This is a genomic window from Kitasatospora sp. NPDC093550, from assembly GCF_044764985.1.
Classification (GTDB): domain Bacteria; phylum Actinomycetota; class Actinomycetes; order Streptomycetales; family Streptomycetaceae; genus Kitasatospora.
Genome location: NZ_JBIWJF010000018.1, coordinates 122,856 through 141,048, shown reverse-complemented (window position 1 = coordinate 141,048; position 18,193 = coordinate 122,856). Strand labels below are relative to the sequence as shown.

Annotated in this window: 17 protein-coding genes and 1 pseudogene; 8 read left to right on the top strand and 10 right to left on the bottom strand. The window is 73.0% G+C overall.

Annotated elements, in window-relative coordinates:
* Positions 1–7 precede the first annotated feature (7 nt).
* On the bottom strand, positions 8–1,591 hold the full coding sequence (gene purF / locus ACIRD3_RS27195; protein WP_402221589.1) for an amidophosphoribosyltransferase: 1,584 nt from the start codon (positions 1,589–1,591) through the stop codon (positions 8–10).
* 242 nt (positions 1,592–1,833) lie between these two features.
* Entirely contained in the window at positions 1,834–2,679 is an 846-nt protein-coding gene (locus ACIRD3_RS27190) for a diacylglycerol kinase family protein (RefSeq protein ID WP_402221588.1), read from the bottom strand.
* Between the two features lie 126 nt (positions 2,680–2,805).
* Between ACIRD3_RS27190 and ACIRD3_RS27185 the strand changes: the two genes are divergently transcribed.
* Positions 2,806–4,089 carry an adenylosuccinate synthase gene (locus ACIRD3_RS27185; RefSeq protein WP_402221586.1) on the top strand — a complete coding sequence of 428 codons (1,284 nt, stop codon included), beginning with the start codon at positions 2,806–2,808 and terminating at the stop codon, positions 4,087–4,089.
* A 156-nt stretch (positions 4,090–4,245) separates the two neighbouring features.
* A complete protein-coding gene (locus ACIRD3_RS27180; RefSeq protein ID WP_402221584.1) occupies positions 4,246–4,848 on the top strand; it encodes a GNAT family N-acetyltransferase in 603 nt (200 codons plus the stop codon).
* A gap of 25 nt (positions 4,849–4,873) precedes the next feature.
* Here ACIRD3_RS27180 and ACIRD3_RS27175 read toward each other — a convergent pair whose 3' ends face one another.
* Positions 4,874–7,108, bottom strand: coding sequence for a protein kinase (locus ACIRD3_RS27175; RefSeq protein ID WP_402221582.1), 2,235 nt, complete (start codon positions 7,106–7,108; stop codon positions 4,874–4,876).
* Between the two features lie 88 nt (positions 7,109–7,196).
* Complete coding sequence (locus ACIRD3_RS27170; RefSeq protein ID WP_402221580.1) at positions 7,197–7,328, bottom strand: hypothetical protein; 132 nt, start codon at positions 7,326–7,328, stop codon at positions 7,197–7,199.
* Positions 7,329–7,678: 350 nt separating this feature from the next.
* Here ACIRD3_RS27170 and ACIRD3_RS27165 point away from each other — a divergent pair, with 350 nt between their 5' ends.
* The 3 genes from ACIRD3_RS27165 (at position 7,679) to metG (ending at position 10,664) form a co-directional block, all read left to right on the top strand.
* Positions 7,679–8,527, top strand: coding sequence for a helix-turn-helix domain-containing protein (locus tag ACIRD3_RS27165; protein WP_402221578.1), 849 nt, complete (start codon positions 7,679–7,681; stop codon positions 8,525–8,527).
* Positions 8,524–8,769 carry a DUF397 domain-containing protein gene (locus ACIRD3_RS27160; RefSeq protein ID WP_402221575.1) on the top strand — a complete coding sequence of 82 codons (246 nt, stop codon included), beginning with the start codon at positions 8,524–8,526 and terminating at the stop codon, positions 8,767–8,769. The genes ACIRD3_RS27165 and ACIRD3_RS27160 overlap by 4 nt, the downstream gene beginning before the upstream one ends.
* A gap of 161 nt (positions 8,770–8,930) precedes the next feature.
* Complete coding sequence (gene metG / locus ACIRD3_RS27155; RefSeq protein WP_402221573.1) at positions 8,931–10,664, top strand: methionine--tRNA ligase; 1,734 nt, start codon at positions 8,931–8,933, stop codon at positions 10,662–10,664.
* An 87-nt stretch (positions 10,665–10,751) separates the two neighbouring features.
* Here metG and cutA read toward each other — a convergent pair whose 3' ends face one another.
* The 4 genes from cutA to ACIRD3_RS27135 all read right to left on the bottom strand — a co-directional run bounded on the left by cutA (position 10,752) and on the right by ACIRD3_RS27135 (position 13,785).
* Positions 10,752–11,105 (bottom strand): divalent-cation tolerance protein CutA, encoded by a 354-nt coding sequence (gene cutA / locus ACIRD3_RS27150; protein WP_402221571.1) that lies wholly within the window; start codon positions 11,103–11,105, stop codon positions 10,752–10,754.
* A 76-nt stretch (positions 11,106–11,181) separates the two neighbouring features.
* Positions 11,182–12,063, bottom strand: a complete 882-nt coding sequence (locus ACIRD3_RS27145; RefSeq protein ID WP_402221568.1) for a class I SAM-dependent methyltransferase — start codon at positions 12,061–12,063, stop codon at positions 11,182–11,184.
* Positions 12,064–12,364: 301 nt separating this feature from the next.
* Positions 12,365–12,934, bottom strand: a complete 570-nt coding sequence (locus ACIRD3_RS27140; protein ID WP_402221565.1) for a GNAT family N-acetyltransferase — start codon at positions 12,932–12,934, stop codon at positions 12,365–12,367.
* 23 nt (positions 12,935–12,957) lie between these two features.
* A complete protein-coding gene (locus ACIRD3_RS27135) occupies positions 12,958–13,785 on the bottom strand; it encodes an NAD(P)-binding domain-containing protein (RefSeq protein WP_402221638.1) in 828 nt (275 codons plus the stop codon).
* A gap of 191 nt (positions 13,786–13,976) precedes the next feature.
* On the opposite strand from ACIRD3_RS27135, the gene ACIRD3_RS27130 reads away from it, so the two are divergent.
* Complete coding sequence (locus ACIRD3_RS27130; RefSeq protein ID WP_402221564.1) at positions 13,977–14,324, top strand: winged helix-turn-helix transcriptional regulator; 348 nt, start codon at positions 13,977–13,979, stop codon at positions 14,322–14,324.
* 35 nt (positions 14,325–14,359) lie between these two features.
* Here the strand turns inward: ACIRD3_RS27130 and ACIRD3_RS27125 are convergent, their stop codons facing one another.
* Positions 14,360–14,782, bottom strand: coding sequence for a DUF350 domain-containing protein (locus ACIRD3_RS27125; RefSeq protein ID WP_402221561.1), 423 nt, complete (start codon positions 14,780–14,782; stop codon positions 14,360–14,362).
* A gap of 143 nt (positions 14,783–14,925) precedes the next feature.
* Positions 14,926–15,414, bottom strand: a complete 489-nt coding sequence (locus ACIRD3_RS27120; RefSeq protein ID WP_402221559.1) for an LURP-one-related/scramblase family protein — start codon at positions 15,412–15,414, stop codon at positions 14,926–14,928.
* A 112-nt stretch (positions 15,415–15,526) separates the two neighbouring features.
* Between ACIRD3_RS27120 and ACIRD3_RS27115 the strand changes: the two are divergent.
* Positions 15,527–16,036, top strand: a pseudogene (locus tag ACIRD3_RS27115) (GNAT family N-acetyltransferase); the annotation flags it as partial.
* Positions 16,037–16,354: 318 nt separating this feature from the next.
* Entirely contained in the window at positions 16,355–18,175 is a 1,821-nt protein-coding gene (locus ACIRD3_RS27110; RefSeq protein WP_402221556.1) for an NHL domain-containing thioredoxin family protein, read from the top strand.
* The last annotated feature ends 18 nt before the right edge of the window (positions 18,176–18,193 follow it).

The following is an 18,193-nucleotide window of genomic DNA, read 5'->3' as shown; positions in this document are numbered from 1 at the left end:
GGTGTCGTTACGGGCGGCGCAGCGCGTCGGCCGCGCCCGCCCCGCCGAGCAGCGACTGGACGCCGTCCAGGTCGCTGCCGCTGGTCGGCTTGCCGCGGACGGCCGGCTGCTGCTGGCCGCCCTTGATCTCGGCCTCCAGCAGGAGCTTGCCGAGCAGCGCCGGGTCCGGCAGCTCCATCGGGTACTCGCCGTCGAAGCAGGCCCGGCAGAGCCTGTCCTTGGGCTGCTTGGTGGCCTCGATCATGCCGTCGATCGAGATGTAGGAGAGCGAGTCGGCACCGAGGGTGCGGCCGATCTCCTCGATGGTCATGCCGTTGGCGATCAGCTCCGCGCGGGTGGCGAAGTCGATGCCGAAGAAGCAGGGCCACTTCACCGGCGGGGACGAGATCCGGATGTGCACCTCGGCGGCGCCGGCCTCGCGGAGCATCTTCACCAGCGCGCGCTGGGTGTTGCCGCGGACGATCGAGTCGTCGACGACCACCAGGCGCTTGCCGGCGATGACCTCGCGCAGCGGGTTGAGCTTGAGCCGGATGCCGAGCTGGCGGATGGTCTGGCTGGGCTGGATGAAGGTGCGGCCGACGTAGGCGTTCTTCACCAGGCCGGAGCCGTACGGGATGCCGCTGGCCTCGGCGTAGCCGATCGCGGCGGGGGTGCCGGACTCGGGCGTCGCTATCACCAGGTCGGCCTCGACCGGGGCCTCCTTCGCCAGGCGGCGGCCCATCTCCACGCGGGAGAGGTGGACGTTGCGGCCGGCGATCGAGGTGTCGGGGCGGGCCAGGTAGACGTACTCGAAGACGCAGCCCTTGGGCTTGGCCTCGGCGAAGCGGGAGGTGCGCAGGCCGTTCTCGTCGATGGCGATGAGCTCGCCGGGCTCGACCTCGCGGATGAAGGAGGCGCCGACGATGTCCAGCGCCGCCGTCTCGGAGGCGACCACCCAGCCGCGCTCCAGCCGGCCGAGCACCAGCGGGCGGATGCCCTGCGGGTCGCGGGCGGCGTAGAGCGTGTGCTCGTCCATGAAGACGAGCGAGAACGCGCCCTTGACGTTGGGCAGCACGACCTTGGCCGTCTCCTCGATGGAGAGGTCCGGGTGGCCGGCGAGCAGCGCCGTCACCAGGTCGGTGTCGTTGGTCGCGGCGGTCCGGCCGGAGCGCGAGACGTGCTCCTCGCCGGGCAGTTCGGCGACCATGGCCGCCAGTTCGGCGGTGTTCACCAGGTTTCCGTTGTGCCCGAGGGCCAGCGAACCGTGCACGGTCGCCCGGAAAGTCGGCTGGGCGTTCTCCCAGACCGAGGAACCGGTGGTCGAGTAGCGGGCGTGTCCGACGGCGATATGCCCGTGCAACGACCCCAGGGAGGCCTCGTCGAAGACCTGGGAGACGAGTCCCATGTCCTTGAAGACGAGAATCTGGGAGCCGTTGCTCACTGCGATGCCCGCGGATTCCTGACCGCGGTGCTGCAGGGCGTAAAGGCCGAAGAACGTGAGCTTGGCGACCTCCTCGCCGGGAGCCCAGACACCGAAGACGCCGCAAGCGTCCTGGGGGCCTTTCTCGCCGGGAAGAAGATCGTGGTTGAGTCTTCCGTCACCACGTGGCACGCCTTCGAGTCTAGGGCAGTTGGCACAGGCTTCCGGAACCCGGGATGCCGGGATTGTCGGACGATCGTTCGGTAACGCGCGTAGACAAAACCCCTTACGGGGTGGGGATTTCGGGGTGCCGGAATTCCGGCGGGTGGCGGTTGGCCTTGCGGTTCGCGCCTGTTGGGGAGTTCCGTGTGCGGAGCGACGGCCGCCGGCGCGCGGCCGAACGTGAGCCTGCTCACCCGGCGTTCACCGCGGCTTCACGCAGCCGGGAGCAGCAGGCCCCAGGCGCCCGGGTGCACCGTCCAGGTGCGGGCGCGGACCGGGCCGACCGGGTGGCCGTCCGCCTCGTAACCGAAGCCCCGGCCGACCACCGAGACGCTCGCCGCCCGGGCCCGCACCAGGGCGCCGGAGGCCCTGACCACGACCTCCATCTCGCCCGTCCCGTCCGAGGCGCCGGAGGGCAGGGAGACCTGGACCAGCCGGACCGGCCGGTGGACGTCCGCGAGCAGCCGGCCGTCGGCCTCGACCCGGACCCGGGGGCTGTGGTCGGTGCCCTCCGGGGTGAGTGCGTTCGCCTGCTCGGCCGCAGCCAGTTTCGCCCATAGCGAACGCCAGCCACCCGGACGGCCCACCAGCCGACGGGTGCCGCCCCCCGTGATCCGCACCCCGCCCAGGGCGACCCCGCCGCCGTCGTCCACCAGCAGGTCCAGTCGGCGCGGCGCCCCCGACAGCACCGCCCGCGCGGCCCGGACCGGCTCCCCCGGCACCCCCAGCGCGCGGGCCGTCGCCAGCTCCTCCGTACGACCGACCGGAACCATCCCCACCGGTTCCGCGCCCAGCTCACGCTGCCGATGCAGCGCCTGCAGCACCCGTTGCAGGGCGAAGTCGGAACCGATCACCACCGGTCGCCGCCGACCCCGGTGCGAAAGCATCCGATCGAGCTCGGAAGGGTTCTCCGGAAGCACCACCTTGACGTCCGCACCCCCGCAGAGCACGTCCTTCGCGATCCGCACCGACTCGCCGTCGGTCTGCCGGGCCACCGGGTCGAGGAGCAGCAGGAGCGGCTCGGGGCCGCTCGTTCCAGGCGTGGACAGGGACGACACGACCGGTCCTTCCTCAGGTAATCTCTCGGTGCAAGAGCCCCTTGCGCCATTGCGCCAGGGGCTTCGTCTATCTCGGGGCAGACTGCGGCCTACGCAGGATGCCCCAACCGGAAGGGGTGTACGCCTGTGCCGGCACTCGTGCTCGTTGGCGCTCAGTGGGGAGACGAGGGCAAGGGGAAGGCCACCGACCTCCTCGGTGGCTCCGTCGACTACGTCGTCCGCTACCAGGGCGGCAACAACGCCGGTCACACGGTGGTCATCGGCGACCAGAAGTACGCCCTGCACCTGCTCCCTTCCGGAATCCTCAGCCCGAACGTCACGCCGGTCATCGGCAACGGCGTCGTGATCGACCCGGCGGTGCTGCTCTCCGAGCTGGCCGGCCTGAACGACCGCGGCATCGACACCTCCAAGCTGCTGATCTCGGGCAACGCCCACCTGATCACGCCGTACCACCGCACCCTGGACAAGGTCACCGAGCGCTTCCTCGGCAAGCGCCGGATCGGCACCACCGGCCGCGGCATCGGCCCGACCTACGCGGACAAGATCAACCGCGTCGGCGTCCGGGTCCAGGACCTGTTCGACGAGTCGATCCTGCGCCAGAAGATCGAGGCGGCGCTGCACGACAAGAACCAGGTCCTGGTCAAGCTGTACAACCGCCGCACCATCCCGGCCGACCTGGTGGTCGAGGAGTACCTGGGCTACGCGGAGAAGATCAAGCCCTTCCTCGCCGACACCACCCTCGTCCTGGACGAGGCGCTGAAGGCGAACAAGGTCGTCCTGCTGGAGGGCGGCCAGGGCACCCTGCTCGACGTCGACCACGGCACGTACCCCTTCGTGACCTCGTCGAACCCGACCGCGGGCGGCGCCTGCACCGGCGCCGGCATCGGCCCCACCAAGATCGACCGGGTCATCGGCATCCTCAAGGCCTACACCACCCGCGTCGGCTCCGGCCCGTTCCCGACCGAGCTGTTCGACGCGGACGGCGAGGCGCTGCGCCGGATCGGCGGCGAGCGCGGTGTCACCACCGGCCGCGACCGCCGCTGCGGCTGGTTCGACGCCGTCATCGCGCGCTACGCGACCCGGGTCAACGGCCTCACCGACTTCTTCCTGACCAAGCTCGACGTGCTGACCGGCTGGGAGCAGATCCCGGTCTGCGTCGCGTACGAGATCGACGGCAAGCGGGTCGAGGAGCTCCCCTACAACCAGTCCGACTTCCACCACGCCAAGCCGATCTACGAGACGCTGCCGGGCTGGACCGAGGACATCAGCAAGGCGAAGACCTTCGCCGAGCTGCCGAAGAACGCCCAGGCCTACGTGAAGGCGCTGGAGGAGATGTCGGGCGCGCCGATCTCGGCCATCGGCGTCGGCCCGGGCCGGAACGAGACGATCGAGATCAACTCGTTCATCTGAGCCTGATCGGCAGCGGAACGCACCGGCACGCACCGGACCGTTCGGAGGGCCCCGCGGGATTCGTCCCGCGGGGCCCTCTTCTGCGTCCACACTGGCAATTTTGCACTAGTTCAATCTTCTCTTGCATCTAGTGCAGGCTCGCGTTACGTTCGGATCATGACCGCGAAGCTGCCCACGCCCGTCACCCTCACCGGCCGCCACATCCGCCTGGAGCCGCTGGACCGCCGCCACTTCGCCGACCTGTGGAGCAACGTCGGCCCCGACCCCGAGGTCTGGCGCTGGATCCCGATCCGGCTGCCCGCCACGCGGGAGGAGATGGACGCGCTGCTCGACGACCGCCTCGCCGAGGCGGCCACCGGGGAGACGGTCTACTTCGCCGCCGTCGACCTCGCGAGCGGCCGGGCCGTCGGCATCACCGGCTACCACGACTTCAGCGCGGTGAACGAGTACCTGGAGATCGGCGGCACCTGGTACGCCCGGTCGGTCTGGCGCACCGCGGTCAACACGGAGGCCAAGCTGCTGCTGCTCACCCACGCCTTCGAGGACCTCGGCATGGGCCGCGTCTTCTGGAAGACCGACGCCCGCAACGAACGCTCCCGCAACGCGATCCAGCGCCTCGGCGCCCAGTTCGAGGGCGTCCACCGCCGCGCCCGTCTGCTCCCGGACGGCACCTGGCGGGACAGCGCCTACTTCTCGATGCTCACCGACGAGTGGCCGGCCGCCAAGTCCCGTCTGACGGAACGGCTTTCGCGCGGCTGACGGCCCGTCGGTCGATCGGCGGGGCTCAGGCGAGCGGCAGGGCGGACACCGTGTTCCCGATCCAGGCGAACACCAGCTTGCCGTCGGTGCTCAACCGGCAGCTGACGGACTCCTCGGACGGCTGGTAGGTCGGGTCGGTGAAGGTCCACGTCAGGCGGCCGGTGGCGGCGTCGACGGCGTGGACGCAGGGCAGCAGGCGCGACTCGTGCGGGACGCGGCCGGACACGAGGACGGTGCCCCCGGCCACCACCGGGGCCTCGGACGCGGCCGGGTAGCCGGGCAGCGGGCAGGTCCAGCGGACCTTCCCGGTACCCGCGTCGACGGCGGAGCAGGACCGGGTGCCGAGGCCCAGGTAGAGGGTGCCGTCGGCCACCGCGAGGTCGCCGATCCGCCCCTCCTTCGGGTCGAGGCGCCACAGCTGCCTGCCGTCCTCCAGGCCGACCGCCTGCAGCGCCGCGTCGTCCACCGCGCAGTACGCCCGCTGGTCGTCGCAGCGGACCGGCCGGGGCTTCGCGCTCCCGGTCTCCACCCGCCAGAGCGCCGCGCCGTCGTCGGTGTTGCGGGCGACCAGGTCGTACTTGTTGTCGAGGTGCAGCAGGGTGCTGCCGCCGATCGCCCCGGGCGTCTCCAGGTCGGAGGAGTCCGGGTCCTCCTGGAACCAGACCCGGCTGCTCAGTTCCCTGCCCAGGCCCAGGATCCCGGTGGTGGCGCCCTCGCCGCCGGCCTCCCCGACGGCGATCTTGAGGTAGAGCCGCTGGTCGGTCGCCGCCACCAGGGACTGGTACACCGGCCGCATGCCGCCGTCCAGGACGGTGCTCGCGGCGACGCCCACCGAACCGTTCGCGAGCGCCAGTCGGCGGAGCCCGTCGGACAGCTCGTAGAGACGGCCGCCGCCCACCAGGTACGCCCTGCTCGCGGCGTCCTGCCGCTCCCAGCGGCCCTCGCCGGTGGCGGCGGCCACCGCGAGCAGGGTGTCCGCGTGGACCAGGACCAGGTCGTCGACCACCGCCAGGGCCGGGCCCGCGGCCGACGCGCTGCCCTCGGTGGTGACCGTCCAGACCGGCTTGGGCGCCGTCCCGGCGCCGCCGCCCGGGGAGTCGGAGCGGGTCAGCGCCCAGGTGGCGGCGCCGGCCGCGGCGGTGACGGCCAGCGCCCCGCCGGACAGCAGCAGACGGCGGCGGGAGAACGCTCCCCGCCGCGGAGCGGCCTCGTCCTCCGGTGCCGACGTCACCGCCGCGGCCGGCGCCGGCTCCACCGGTCCGGTCAGGTCCACCCTGGTCCGGTTCTGCGCGATCGTCGGGGCCTCGGACGGTCCCGGACCGACGCGGAGCGGGGCCTCCAGGTTCATCACCGCCGCCGCGTGGCGGGCCAGGTCGGCGGCCACCGGGCCGGGGAGCCACTCGCCGTCGGCGGCGCCGACGGCGAGCAGGGCCCGCAGCTCGGCCGGGCGCGGGCGCCGCTCCGGGTCCTTGCGCAGGCACTGCGCCAGGATCCCGCGCAGTTCGGCCGGGACGCCGGCCAGGTCGGGCTCCTCGTGCACCACCTTGTAGAGCTGGGCGGCGGCGCCCGAGGCGCTCTCGAAGGGGCCGTGCCCCGTCACCGCGAAGACCAGCACGGAGCCCAGCGAGAAGACGTCCCCGGGGGCACCGCTCGGCAGGCCGCCGGCCTGCTCGGGGGACATGAAGCCGGGGGAGCCGATCACCCCGCCCGTCCTGGTCATCTCGTCGTCGTCCAGGGCCCGGGCTATGCCGAAGTCGATCACCCGCGGGCCGTCGGCGGCGAGCAGGACGTTGGAGGGCTTGAGGTCGCGGTGGACCAGTCCGGCCCGGTGGATCGCCTCCAGCGCCTCGGCCAGCCGGGCGCCGAGCGTGCGCACCGAGTCCTCGGGCAGCGGGCCGTGCTCCCGGACGGCCTGGGCGAGCGAGGGACCGAGCACGTACGCGGTGGCGAGCCAGGGCGTCGGGCCGTCCGGGTCGGCGTCGGTCACCGGCGCGGTGTGGACGGCGTCCACCGCCCGGGCCGCGGCCACCTCGCGACGGAAGCGGGTCCGGAAGACCGCGTCCCGGGCGAGTTCGGAGCGGACCGCCTTCACCGCGACGGTGCGCCCGCCGGCCGAGCGGGCCAGGAAGACGTCGCCCATGCCGCCCGCGCCGAGCCGGGCGAAGAGCCGGTACGGGCCGATGGCCTCCGGGTCGGTGTCGTGCAGCGGCTCCATCTGTTCCCCCAGGCGAACGTCCCCGGCGAAGGCACCGGTCGGCATCGCCGGTGATCGTACGGGAGCGCGGGGTCCGCTGCCGGGGGTGGGGTGCCCGGGGTCGGCCGGTCCGCCGCCGGGCCCGGAGCGACCGCTATTTCCGCTCGGCGCCGGTGGAATGGCCGGCCGCGAACTCGCGCTTCGCCCGGCGGGGTTCACGGGGTTGGATGTTCACCAGCCAGACCAGCCAGCCGACGAATAGCACGGCGAGGAGGAGTGCGGACAATGCGGCGACCAGAAGCGCATTCACCGGGATGCGGAAATGCGACGGAAAGGGCGGGGACGGCGAGGGGGACGGAGAGGCGTGGGAAGTGGCATGGCTGTCTCCGGTCGGTGATGTCGGGGCGCCGCGACCATGCATCTGGTGTGTCATTACGGCTGTTTGAGGACTGTTTAGACGACAACAAGTCAGTGTGTGACACGGACGACCCTAGGGTCAGGGTGCCAGAGTTGCTACCGAGCGGGAGAACGTTCACTCCATCGTGGGGTATCCCCCATTTCGGTAGCTGGCGCCCGGTGTGCACGGCACACTTCACCGGAAGCATCGACCGCAGCCGCGATCCGGAGAAGAGAGTCATGCCACCCCGCTTGTCGCCGACCGTGCGCCAGCAGCGCCTCGGAATCGAGTTGCGCAGGATGCGCGAACGCGTGGGCGTGACGCCCAAGACCCTCGCCGCCGTCATCGGCACCGACCTCCCCAAGATCTCCCAGATGGAGAACGGGAAATCGGGCATCAGCGCGGACCGGCTGCGGATCTGGGCACACACCTGCGGCTACGAGGACGGGCCGTACCTCGACGCGCTGCTCGCCATGACGCAGGACCGGCGCAAGTACTGGTGGGACGGCTACCGCGGCCGGCTGCCGAACGCGATCATCGACATCGCGGAGATGGAGCACCACGCCGCGTCCCTGTCCATCCTGAACAGCACGTTCATCCCCGGCCTGTTGCAGACCCCGGCGTACGCCGCCGCGGTGTTCGAACGGCTCCCCCCGCAGCACCGGCAGGAGGCGGAGATCCGGAAGGCATTCCGGATTCGGCGCCAGCAGATCCTCGTCGACCAGCCGAAACCGTACGGCGCAATCCTGCACGAGTCCGCGCTGCGCATGCAGTTCGGCGGTCCGGAAGTGCTGCGCGAGCAGTTGCGGAGCCTGCTGGAGAATTCCGAGCGGCCCGGGGTGGAGATCCGGGCGATCCCGTTCAGCGTCCCCACCTACACGGGATCCGGGGAGAGCCTGTACCTCGCCCGCGGTCCGGTCCCGGAGCTCGACACCGTCCAGATCGACCTCTCCCACGGGCCGAAGTTCGTGCACTCCGTAGCGGAATTGGACTCCTACCGCCGGATCAAGGAGAGGACCGCGGAGATCGCTCTCGGGCCGGAGGAGACCCGGGAGTTCATCCGGACCTTACTGAAAGACTTCTCATGAGCACGTGGAACAAGGCGTCGGCCAGCGGCGAGAGCACCGACTGCGTCGAGGTCAGGGTGGCGGGCGGGCTGGTGGAGATCCGCGAGTCCGACCGGCCCGAGGTGGTCGTGCGCACCACGCCGCGCAAGTGGGCCGCCTTCGTCCGCGGGGTGAAGGCCGGGGAGTTCGACCGGTACGGCGACCCGCACCCGCCCGGGACCGGCGGCCGGGCTGGCCGTGACCAGCGGCCCCGCCGGCCGTGACCGACGGCCCCGCCGGCCGGGCGAGCGGCCCCCACCGGCCGTGACGGCGAGCGGGTCGGCCCGGCGGCGGCGGTAGGCTTGGCAGCCCACAGTGGACCCCTGCGCCTGGCACAGCACCCCCGGGTGGGGTGCGCGTGCGGGAGAAATCGGAGCATCCGAGGATGGCTCGGCACCTGATCACCAGCGCCCTTCCGTACATCAACGGGATCAAGCACCTGGGCAACATGGTCGGGTCCATGCTCCCGGCGGACGTGTACTCCCGCTACCTGCGCCAGCGCGGCCACGAGGTGCTGTTCATCTGCGCCACCGACGAGCACGGCACCCCCGCCGAGCTGGCCGCCCAGGAGGCCGGGCTGCCGGTCGCCGAGTTCTGCGCCCGGGCGCACGACGCGCAGAAGGCGGTCTACGACGGCTTCGGGCTCTCCTTCGACCACTTCGGCCGCAGCTCCTCCCCGCAGAACCGGGAGATCACCCAGGAGATCGCCCGCGAGCTGCAGCGCAACGGCTTCATCGAGGAGCGCGCGATCCGCCAGGTGTACTCCAACGCCGACGGCCGCTTCCTGCCGGACCGCTACATCGTCGGCACCTGCCCGCACTGCGGCTACGACAAGGCGCGCGGCGACCAGTGCGAGAACTGCACCCGGGTGCTGGACCCGACCGACCTGCTGGAGCCGCGCTCGGCGATCAGCGGCAGCGCGGACCTGGAGGTCCGCGAGACCCGGCACCTCTTCCTGCTCCAGTCGAAGCTGACCGAGGAGGTCGAGGCCTGGGTCGCCGCGCACGGCGACGAGTGGCCGGTGCTGGCCTCCTCGATCGCCCGCAAGTGGCTGACCGAGGGCCTGCAGGACCGCTCGATCACCCGCGACCTGGAGTGGGGCGTCCCGGTGCCGGCCGACGTCTGGCCCGAACTGGCCGCCGAGGGCAAGGTGTTCTACGTCTGGTTCGACGCCCCGATCGAGTACATCGGCGCCACCAAGGAGTGGGCGGACGCCGCCCCGGCCGGGCAGCTGCGGGACTGGCGGTCCTGGTGGTACGAGGCCGACGAGACCGTCCGCTACACCGAGTTCATGGGCAAGGACAACGTCCCCTTCCACACCGTAATGTTCCCGGCGACGATCCTCGGCTCGCGCCGCCCGTGGAAGACCGTCGACTACGTCAAGGCCTTCAACTGGCTGACGTACTACGGCGGGAAGTTCTCCACCAGCCAGAAGCGCGGCATCTTCAGCGACGTCGCGCTGGAACTGCTGCCCGCCGACTACTGGCGCTACTTCATGATGGCGCACGCCCCCGAGTCGGACGACTCCAGCTTCACCTGGGACCTCTTCGCCTCGGTGGTCAACAAGGACCTCGCCGACACCCTCGGCAACTTCGTCAACCGGGTGCTGTCCTTCAGCCGCAAGCGCTTCGGCGACGACGTCCCCGGCGGCCACGCCGCGGGCGAGGCCGAGCAGCGCCTCGGCGAGCAGGTCGCCGGCCTGCTGGCCGAGTACGAGGCCCAGCTGGACGCGCTCAACTTCCGCAAGGCCGCGCAGGCCCTGCGCGCGCTGTGGAGCGCGGGCAACGCCTACCTGGACGAGAAGGCGCCCTGGCTGCAGGTCAAGACCGACCCGGACGCGGCGGCGCTGACGCTGCGCACGGCGATGAACCTGATCCACCTGTACGCGGTGGTGTCCGAGCCGTTCATCCCCACGGCGGCGGCCGCGATGCGCGCGGCCTTCGCGCTGCCCGCGGACTCCCCGGCGGCCACCCGCCGCTGGGTGGCCCCGGAGCAGGCCCGGGCGCTGGACCTGGTGCCGGCCGGGACGGCCTTCACGGTGCCGCCGGTGCTGTTCGCCAAGATCACGGACGAGGACCTGGCGGCCTGGACGGAGCGCTTCGGGGGCGTCGAGGGCTGACGACCGCACACGGCGGCGGGGCCCGGAGGCGATCCTCCGGGCCCCGCCCCCATGCCGCGCGGCGTGCGGCGGTCCGAGCCGGGCCCGCTAGGACGTGTCCGAGGGCCCGTCCGGGCGGACCGTCTCGGCGGCCAGCCAGTCCAGGTACCCGGGGCTGCCGGCCACCACCGGCACGGCGATCAGCTCGGGCGTGTCGTACGAGTGCCGCTCGGCGACGAACGCGCCGAGCCGGTCGGCGAGTTCGGCGCGGGTCTTGAGGTCGATCCGCCACTCCTCGGCGTCCTGCACCTCGCCCTCCCACCAGTACACCGACCGTACGGGGTACACCTGGGCGCAGGCCGCCAGCCGCTCCCGCACCACGGCGGACGCCAGGGCCCGCGCCTGCTGCTCGCTCTCGTGGGTGGTGGTCACCACGACGAAGCGCCGCTCGCTCGCTGTCATGCCCCGACGGTATCCCGGGCGCCCGGCGGGGTGGGCGGTCCGACGGGCCGCCCCGCCCGGCGGCGGGCTCCCCGGATCAGGCCTTGCGGGCCGTGTGGACGGTCATCGCGGAGAGGTAGAAGGCGTCCGGGCGGCGCAGGATGCCGGTGGGGGCGTCCTCGTCGAGGAGGGCTTCGAGGGTGGCGCGGTCCTCAGGCCGGAGGCTCTCGGCGAGCTGGTCGTGCAGACGGCTGAGCTGGGTGCGCAGGTACGCGCGGGTGGACCGGTCGAGCGGGGCGGGACGGTCGACCAGGAAGGTGCGGGTGCCGCTCGGGGTCAGCCCGGCGCGCTCCAGCATGGCCGGCCAGTCCTCGATCTCCTCGGTGCTGCCCGGCAGTTCGGCCCGCATGGTGCTGAAGCCGTCCTCGTGGGCCGCGTCCAGCCGGGCCTGGAAGCCGGGGCGGCCGAGGCCGAAGTCGCGGGGCAGGTAGCGCGCGGCCAGGCCGCGTTCGGCGACGGCGAGCAGACCGCCCGGCCGCAGCAGCCCGGCGAGCGAGGTGAGCGCGGCCTGCTGGTCGCCCAGGTGGTGGATCGCGTTGCCGGACCAGATCAGGTCGGCCTCGCCGAGCTTGTCGAACTCGTCGGGCAGGTCGGCCTGTTGGGTGCCCAGCCGGCCGCCCGAGCGGGTCCGGGCGCGCTCCAGCAGGGCGGCGGACTGGTCGACGGCCACCACCTCGGCCGCCGGGAAGACGTCCGCGAGCAGTCCGGCGATCACCCCGGGCCCGCTGCCGACGTCGAGGACCCTGCGCACCTCCCCCGCGCCGTACAGGCCGGACAGCCACTGCGCGGCCTCGGTGACGGCGCCGGCCTTCAGGTCGGCCTCGTGCTCCAGGTGGGCGGCGAGCGCGTCCCAGTCGAAGTCGGCGGCGGGGACGCTTCCGTGGCCGTGGCCGTGCTGGTGGTGGTGGTTCGAGGTCATGTCCGATCTCTCCGTTCGTGGGTGCCGAGGGCTTCCCCGCCGGCGCGGGCACCCCGGCGCCGGACGCGCGGCGGGGCCGCCGTGCCCGGCCGCGGTCCGCCACCGCCAGGCTGCGACCGCCCTCCCCTCGTCGGCAAGCTTTGTTGCCACCCCAGCAAAAGCGCCGCGCACCGGCCCACGCGGCCCCCGCCCGGATGCCGACCCTGGCCACCCGCCCCCGGCGGCGCGGCTTCGACGTCATCCCGGTGTACCGTGCCCGCCCGGCCGGGACAGCCGGGCGGGCACGCCGGAGGGGCGGGCGCTACCCGCGCGGGGCGGCGAAGCAGTGGACGGTGACGGTACGGCCGGAGGCCCACCGCTGGTCGCCGCTGCCGAGGTGGGTCCAGCCGAGCCGGCGGTAGAGGGCGACGGCCGCGGTGTCGGTGGCCAGCACGTCGAGGACGGGGTGCAGGCCGAGCGCCCGCGCGTGCGCCACGGCGCAGGCCAGCAGGTGGGCGCCGATGTGGTGGCCGCGCGCGCCGGGGGCGACGTAGAGGCGGCCGATCACGGCGGCGAGCTCCGGACGGCCGCCGGTGCGGCGGCTCCACAGGGCCGGGGCGAGGTCGTCCGGGGCGCTGCGGGCGAGGCCGACGTGGCCGGCGAGCCGGCCCTCCGACTCGGCGATCCAGGCGGCGAGCAGGCCGTCCGGGGTGAGCCAGTCGGCGGGGCGTTCGGGCCAGTCGGCGGGGTAGCGGTCGGCGCTGTGGACGTCGCCCAGCACCCGGACGCAGTCGGCGAGGTCGTCCCCGCGGCGCGGTCTGACCAGCACTCCCGCCCCGGTCTGCCGTGAGCCGGACGCGACGCCATCGGCGCGTTCTTCAAGGTCTGCCATGCCGGTACGTTACCGGCCGGTCCTCAGCGTCGCAGCAGGTCGACGACCCCGGTCAGGTCCTCCTCCCCGCTGCCGACGGCCAGTCGGCGCTCCATCAACCGGAAGTACGGCTCCAGGAGTTCCGCGCTCACCCCCTGTTCCTCGGCGGTGCGCAGCAGCGTGGCCTTGCCCGCCACCTGCATCGCCAGATTGGACACCACGCCTTCGGTGTAGTCGCCGCTCTCCAGCTGTTCCGCGGTCCTGGCCACCGAGCCGGACATCGCGGTGAGCCAACTCCCCAGCAGCGGGGCCAGGTCGCCCGGCGCGACGGCCTCGCCGCGGACCAGCGCGAAGGCGTGCGCGACCCCGGCGAACATGCCGTACATCGCGCTGAGCAGCGCCACGTCGTGCAGGGCCGCGTACCCGGCGTCCTCGCCCACGTAGCGGGTGGCGGCGGGCGAGGCGAGGACCGTCCGGTGCTCCTCGAACAGCTCCGACGAGCCGCTGTAGAAGACGTACGGCCCGGCCGCCGGGACACCGATCATCGGCGGGACGGCCATGATGCCGCCGTCCAGGTAGCGGGCGCCGCGCCGTTCGGCCCAGGCGGCGCGGGCGCGGGCCTGCTCGGGGGTGCCGGTGACCAGGTTGACCAGGTCCTTGCCGGTCAGGTCGAGGCCGGCCAGCGCCTCCTCCACCGAGGCGTCGTCGAGCAGGCAGACGACGACCAGGCGGTTCGCCGCGACGGCCTCGGCGGCAGTGGCGGCGACGGCCGCGCCGCGGGCGGCGAGCGCGTCGGCCCGGGCGGCGGTGCGGTTCCAGACGGTCAGCGGGTGCCCGGCGGTGAGCCAGGCCCCGGCCAGTGCGGTGCCCATGGCACCGAGGCCGAGCAGGGTCAGCGGGGCGAGCGGGGCCGCGGTCGCGTTCTCGGACGTGTTCTCAACAGGCTTGTTCGTCACGGGGATCAGCCTCCGCGCCACCCCGGGGAGCGCTCAAGTACGCACTTCGAAGTGGGTGGTTACCCTGGGGTGAGCATCGAGGTCGGAGGGGTCCGGGAGGGGTGGGGATGGCGACCGTGCCGAGGCCGGGGGCGTACGTCTGCGGGATCGACGCCGCGATGGACGTGATCGGCGGCAAGTGGAAGGTGCTGATCCTCTGGGCCCTGGGCGAGCGCCCGAGCTGCCGTTTCGGCGAGCTGCGCCGGCTGGTGCCGGGGATCACCGAGAAGGTGCTGGCCGCGCACCTGCGCGAGCTGGAGACGGACGGCATCGTGCACCGGGAGGCGTACGACGAGGTGCCGCCCAGGGTCGAGTACGCGCTGACGGAGGCGGGGCGCCGCCTCAACGCCGCGCTGGGACCGCTGGGCGACTGGGGGCGGGAGCACGTCCTGGGCGGGGCTCCGCACCCCGCCTGACCGGCCCCGGCCGTCACACCGCCGCCCGGGCCCCCTCACGCGATCGCGGCCGAGACGACCGCCGCCACCGCGATGTTGCAGCTGGCCGTCACCCACACCGCCGGGTGCGGCTCCGGTTCGACCAGGATCGCGCCGAGCCTGCCGGGCGTCAGTAGGTCCACCAGCCAGAACGCGACGGCCATCAGCAGCAGCCCGAGCACGCCGTAACAGGCCGTCGAGGCGAGGCCCTTGGCGAAGTCCGCGTAGGTGTACATGATCGCGGTGAAGACGATCCCGCCGATGCCGAGCAGGGCGGAGCTGAGCAGGACGGCGGCGTTGCGGTTGCGCTCGACCCAGATCTGGTGGCCGAGCCTGCCGGGCGTCAGCAGGTCGACCAGGCCGATGCCGAGGAGCAGCAGCACCACCCCGAGGGCGCCGTAGGCCGCTGCCGCGCCGAGCCCGTGCAGGATGTCGTTCATCGTGGTTCCAGCCCCCGGTCCGCTCTCGCCGTGCGCCCCGACCGGCTGGTCAGGGGCCCTCGACCGGCTGGGTCAAGGGCTGGCAAAAGATACCCCACACGGATGAGAGGCGGACCGGGATCCGGAAACCCGGGACGGACGGGTCAGTCCTCCTCGTGCGCCAGGTGGTCGACGCAGGCCGCGACGGCCAGCAGCAGGCCGGTGTCCGCGCCGTCGGCGATCTCCACCCCGTAGGTGTCCCGGATCCGGAACCACTTGCGGCTGATCCGGGCCAGCTCGTCGCCGTGGTCGTTCTCGATCCGGTAGTCCTTGTCGATCAGGTTCCCGTGGATCTTCAGCTCGCCGCCGGAGGCCAGGTCCACCAGGTACTTGTCGCGGAACGGGGTGAACAGCTTCTCCCGGACGGTCGCGATCACCTCGCCGTCGGCGTCCTCGATCTTCATGGCGTCGCGGACGGTGAGCATCTTCTCCTTCACCACCGCGACCACCCGGTCCTGCGCGTCCCGCAGCTCGAAGGTGTGCCGCAGCCGCAGCACCTTGCCGTCCACCAGGTACGCCTTGTGGCCCCGGTCGTCCTCGATCCAGTAGTCGTCGCCGACCGCGAACAGCTTCTCCCTGACCAGATACCGCACCGCAGGACCTCCTCCGTGTTGACGTCGGGCCCCATTCGACCCCGGCCCCCCGCCCGTCGAAAAGCACCGCCACGAAGCACCCGTGGAAAACCGCGTCGCGACGGCCGCCGCGATGGCCTTCAATACCGCCATGCGTCCCGACCTCACCGCGGCCCCGCTGCGCAGCGAGCGCCTCGACCTGCCGCCGATCGCCCCCGAGCACGCCGAGGAGCTGGCGGCCGCGCTCGCCGACCCGGCCCTGCACGCCTTCACCGGCGGCCGTCCGGCCACCGTCGGGGAGATGCGCGTCCGCTGCGCCCGGCTGGCCGCCGGTTCCCCGGATCCGGCCGAGCACTGGGGCAACTGGGTGCTGCGGCTGCGCTCCGACGGCTCCCTCACCGGCTACGTGCAGGCGACCGTCCGCGCCGAGGAGACCGAGGTCGCCTGGGTGGTCGGCACCCCCTGGCAGCGCCGCGGCCTGGCCACCGAGGCCGCCCGCGCCCTGCTGACCCACCTCACCGCCGCCGGCGTCACCACCGCCGTCGCCCACATCCACCCGGACCACCACGGCTCCCACGCGGTCGCCCGCGCCGCCGGCCTGCGCCCCACCACCCGCGTCCAGGACGGCGAGACCCGCTGGCAGGCCGACCTCGGCCGGCCGGACCCCTTCTCGACCACCATCGGCATGACGTACGAGCAGGCCGCCCGGCTGACCGCCGTCGTCGAGGAGTGCCGCCCGGTGCTCGCCGAGCGGGGCATGGAGGCCGTCCAGCGGCTGCTCGTCGAGCGCGAGCTGAGCATGATCTCCGCGATCATGGTCACCAGGGCCCTGCTCGGCCCGTCCGGGGTCTCGCTCCACGCGGCCCGGGAGGCCGTGGAACTCAGCGCCGCCCGCCGGCCGGTGTTCTGAGAACCCGGTCCGCCCGGAATGCGGACGCCGGGCGTGCGGTTTCATTGGGGCATGGCATCTCGTGCACGTGTACGCGCCCCCGAGCTGGTCGGGGCAGGCGGTTGGCTGAACACCGGCGGCAAGGAGCTCACGCTCGCCGACTTCCGGGGCAAGATCACCATCCTGGACTTCTGGACCTTCTGCTGCATCAACTGTCTGCACGTCCTGGACGAGCTGCGGGAGTTGGAGGAGAAGCACCGCGACACCGTGGTGATCGTCGGGGTGCACTCGCCGAAGTTCGTGCACGAGGCCGACCACCAGGCCGTGGTGGACGCCGTCGCCCGGTACGAGGTGCACCACCCGGTGCTGGACGACCCCGCGCTGGCCACCTGGAAGCAGTACGCCGTCCGGGCCTGGCCGACGCTGGTGGTGATCGACCCGGAGGGCTACGTGGTCGCCCAGCACGCCGGTGAGGGCCACGCCCACGCGATCGCCCGCCTGGTCGAGGAGCTGGAGGCGGAGCACGCCGCCAAGGGGACGCTGCGCCGCGGCGACGGCCCGTACGTGGCGCCGGAACCGACCGCGGGGGACCTCAAGTTCCCCGGCAAGGCGCTCCGGCTGCCGAACGGCCACTTCCTGGTCGCCGACTCCGGCCACCACTCGCTGGTCGAGCTGGCCGAGGACGGCGAGACGGTGGTGCGCCGGATCGGCGACGGCCAGCGCGGCCTGGTGGACGGCACCAGCCCCCGGTTCAGCGAGCCGCAGGGCCTCGCGCTGCTCCCCGAGGGCCACCCGTACGACGTCGACGTGGTCGTCGCCGACACCGTCAACCACGCGCTGCGCGGTCTGCGGCTGGCCGACGGCAGCGTGACCACCCTGGCCGGCACCGGCCGCCAGTGGTGGCAGGGCTCGCCCACCGAGGGCCCGGCCCGCGAGGTGGACCTCTCCTCGCCGTGGGACGTCGCCTGGTTCGACGGCCGGGTGTGGATCGCGATGGCGGGCGTGCACCAGCTGTGGGCGTACGACCCGGCGGTCGGCACGGTCGGCGTCGCGGCCGGCACCACCAACGAGGGCCTGGTGGACGGCCCCGCCGCCGAGGCCTGGTTCGCCCAGCCGTCCGGCCTGGCGGTCTCCGCGGACGGCGGGCGGCTCTGGGTCGCCGACTCCGAGACCTCCGCCCTGCGGTGGGTTTCACGTGAAACCAAGACGGTCGAAACCGCGGTCGGCACCGGCCTGTTCGACTTCGGCCACCGCGACGGCGCGGCCGACCAGGCGCTGCTCCAGCACCCGCTGGGCGTCACCGTGCTGCCGGACGGCTCGGTGGCCGTCAGCGACACCTACAACCACGCGCTGCGCCGCTACGACCCGGCGACCGGCGAGGTCAGCACCCTGGCCACCGATCTGCGCGAGCCCTCCGGGGCGGTGCTGGTGGACGGGGACATCGTGGTGGTCGAGTCGGCCCGGCACCGGCTGACCAGGCTGCGGCTGCCGGAGGAGGCGGTACGGGTCGAGTCGGTGGCGCACCGCACCCAGCGCGCGGCCACCGAGGTCGCGCCGGGCGCCTTCCGGCTGGACGTGGTCTTCTCGGCGCCGAGCGGCCAGAAGCTGGACGAGCGCTACGGCCCGTCCACCCGGCTGCTGGTCAGCGCCACCCCGCCCGAGCTGTTGGTCTCCGGCGCCGGCGCGGACAGCGACCTCTCCCGCGAGCTGGTGCTCTCCGCGGAGGTCGGCGAGGGCGTGCTGCACGTCTCGGCGATGGCGGCCTCCTGCGACGACGACCCGGAGATCGAGTACCCGGCCTGCCACGTGCACCAGCAGGACTGGGGCGTGCCGGTGAAGCTGGTCGCCGACGGCGCCCGCCGCCTCCCGCTGGTCCTGGCGGGCATGGAGTAGCCCGCGCGGCACCAGGAC